This is a genomic window from Bradyrhizobium sp. CCBAU 11361 (assembly GCF_028128935.1).
GTDB classification, from domain to species: Bacteria; Pseudomonadota; Alphaproteobacteria; order Rhizobiales; family Xanthobacteraceae; genus Bradyrhizobium; species Bradyrhizobium niftali.
The window spans coordinates 1-2,880 of record NZ_LBJZ01000011.1 but is presented as its reverse complement, the minus strand read 5'-3'; the positions used below and the strand labels follow the sequence as shown (position 1 = coordinate 2,880).

The following is a 2,880-nucleotide window of genomic DNA, read 5'->3' as shown; positions in this document are numbered from 1 at the left end:
CACTTCTTTGCGCTCGGCGGGCACTCGCTGCTGGCGGTGCAGCTGTTGAGCCGGGTCTCGCAGGCCATTGGCTTCACACTTCCGCTGACCACGCTGTTTGCCAAACCGGTGCTGGCCGATCTGGCCGCGAGTATCATGGATGAGTTGAGCCGCTCCGGCGCGCAAGACCTGCCAGCCATTGCGCCGGTGTCGCGTGAAGCGCCGCTTATGCTGTCGTTTGCGCAGCAGCGGCTGTGGTTTTTGGCGCAGCTGGATCAGAGCAGCACGAACTATCACATTCCACTCGGGTGGCGGCTCAAGGGTGGGCTCGACCGCAGCGCCTGGCAGCGTAGCCTGGACCGTGTGTTGGCGCGCCATGAGGCGCTGCGCAGCGTGTTTGTCGCGCCGGAGGGCAAGCCCTGGGTGGAGCTGCTGCCGGAGGATGCGGGGCTGCCGGTTGTGGAGCACGATCTGCGGGACAGGCCGGATGCGGACGAGGCGCTATTGGGTCTGTGCAGGGAAGAGGCGCGCACGCCGTTCGATCTGGCGCGTGGCCCGCTGATCCGCGGCCGGCTGATCCGGATCTCGGATGAGGAGCACGTCTTGCTGCTGACGCAGCATCACATTGTCTCGGATGGCTGGTCGCTGGACGTGTTGGCGCGTGAACTCAGTCAGCTGTACCGGGCGTTCGTGGCCGGAGAAGGCGATCCGCTGCCGCCGCTTGCAATCCAGTATCCGGACTATGCCGCCTGGCAACGGCAGTGGCTGTCGGGCGTGCGGCTGCAGCGCCAGGCGCAGTATTGGCGCAGCAATCTGTCCGGCGCGCCGGCCCGTCTGGCGCTGCCGACGGACCGGCCGCGGCCGGCGCAGCAGTCGTTTGCGGGGGCGACGGTCCCGATCGTCATCGATGCGGACCTGACGCGGGAGCTGAAGCGGCTGGGCCCGCAGCAAGGCACGACGTTGTTCATGACAGTGCTGGCGGGGTGGGCTGCGGTGCTGTCGCGTCTGTCGGGACAGGACGATCTTGTGATTGGCGTGCCGAGCGCTAATCGCGGTCGCCGCGAGATCGAAGAGCTGATCGGCTTCTTCGTCAACACGCTGGCGCTGCGGCTGGACCTGTCGGGCGAGCCGAGCGTGGCGGAGCTGTTGGAGCGGACGCGGCGCACGGCCTTGGGAGCGCAGGAGCACCAGGACCTGCCGTTCGAGCAGGTGGTGGAGATCGTGCAGCCGCCCCGGGCTCTTGATCACACGCCGTTGTTCCAGGTGATGCTGGCCTGGCAGAACAACACCGCTGGGACGTTCGACCTTCCTGGGCTGCGTGTGGAGGCGGCGGCAGACGGCTTCGATCAGGTCAAGTTCGATCTGGAGCTGAGCCTTGGCGAGCAGGGCGAGGTGATCGCCGGGACGCTGGGTTATGCTACGGCGCTGTTCGATCGCGCGACCATCGAGCGGCAGCGGGATTATCTGCTGGCGCTGCTGCGGGCGATGGTTGCCGATGCGCAGCAAGCGGTCGGGCGGATTGAGCTGCTGCCAGCCGACGAGCGCGCCTATCTGCTGGAGGAGCTGAACCGGACGGCGGCGGCCTATCCGTCGGACGTGTGCATCCACGAGCTGTTCGAGGCGCAGGTGCGCCGTGCGCCGGACGCGGTGGCGGTGGTCCATGAGGAGGAGCGGCTAAGCTATGGCGAGCTCAATGCGCGGGCCAACCGCCTGGCGCATCATCTGATCGGGCTCGGGGTCAGGCCGGACCAGCCGGTGGCGATCTGCGTTGCGCGCAGCGTGGCGATGGTGGTCGGGCTTTTGGCGATCCGCAAGGCGGGTGGGGCGTACCTGCCGCTGGACCCGGCCTATCCGCCGGCGCGGCTGCGGCAGGTTCTCGACGATGCGGCGCCGCGAGTGCTGCTGGCCGATGCAGCGGGGCGATCGGCGCTGGGCGACGATGCGCTACGCGATCTGACGGTGGTGGATCTGGCGGCGTCGCCGGAATGGGCAAATCTGCCGGCGTCGGATCCGGACCCGCGCGCGCTCGGCCTGACCTCGCGCCATCTCGCCTATGTGATCTACACCTCGGGATCAACAGGCACCCCCAAGGGCNACGATGCCGGAATGGGCAAATCTGCCAGCGTCGGATCCGGACCCGCGTGCGCTCGGCCTGACCTCGCGCCATCTCGCCTATGTGATCTACACCTCCGGATCCACCGGCACGCCCAAGGGCGTCATGATTGAGCATGCGAGCACGGTGAACCTGCTGCATTGGAGCAGCGACGTGTTTACGGCATCAGAGATCAGCCGCACGCTGTTTGCCACCTCGATCAGTTTTGATCTGTCCGTCTATGAGTGCTTCGTTCCGCTTTCGCAAGGAAGCACGCTTTACCTTGTCGAGAATGCGCTGGCGCTGGCCGAGAGGTCTTTGGATATCTCTTTGATCAACACAGTGCCCTCGGCGATTGCTGCACTGGTCGACAGGAAAGCAGTGCCGGCTTCGGCCAGCGTCGTCAATTTGGCGGGCGAGTGGCTGACGGCGGAACTGATCGAGAAGATCTTCGCGAGCAGTCGGGTCCAGAAGATTTGTAATCTGTACGCGCCTTCTGAAACCACCACGTACTCAACCTGGATCTGCGTGCGAAGGGGGGACGTTGTCGTTGAGACGATTGGCCGTCCGATTGCGAACACGCGCGTGTATCTGGTGGATGATCATGGCGGGCTGGTGCCGTTCGGTGCGGCGGGGGAGCTCTGCATTGGCGGGGCGGGGGTGGCGCGCGGCTACCTGAACCGGCCCGAGCTGACCGCGGAGCGGTTCATCGCCAGTCCCTTTGTGGACGGCGACCGGCTGTACCGCACCGGCGATCTGGCGCGCTATCTGCCGGACGGCAATCTGGAGTTTTTGGGCCGCAACGACGA

Annotated in this window: 2 protein-coding genes; both read left to right on the top strand. The window is 66.1% G+C overall.

From position 1 onward, the window contains the following. The coding region (locus XI08_RS05130) for a condensation domain-containing protein (protein WP_271573620.1) at positions 1-2,205 on the top strand (2,205 nt) is incomplete at its 5' end. Further along, on the top strand, positions 2,156-2,880 hold a 725-nt coding region (locus XI08_RS05125), incomplete at its 3' end, for an AMP-binding protein (protein WP_271573619.1). The genes XI08_RS05130 and XI08_RS05125, both read left to right, overlap by 50 nt.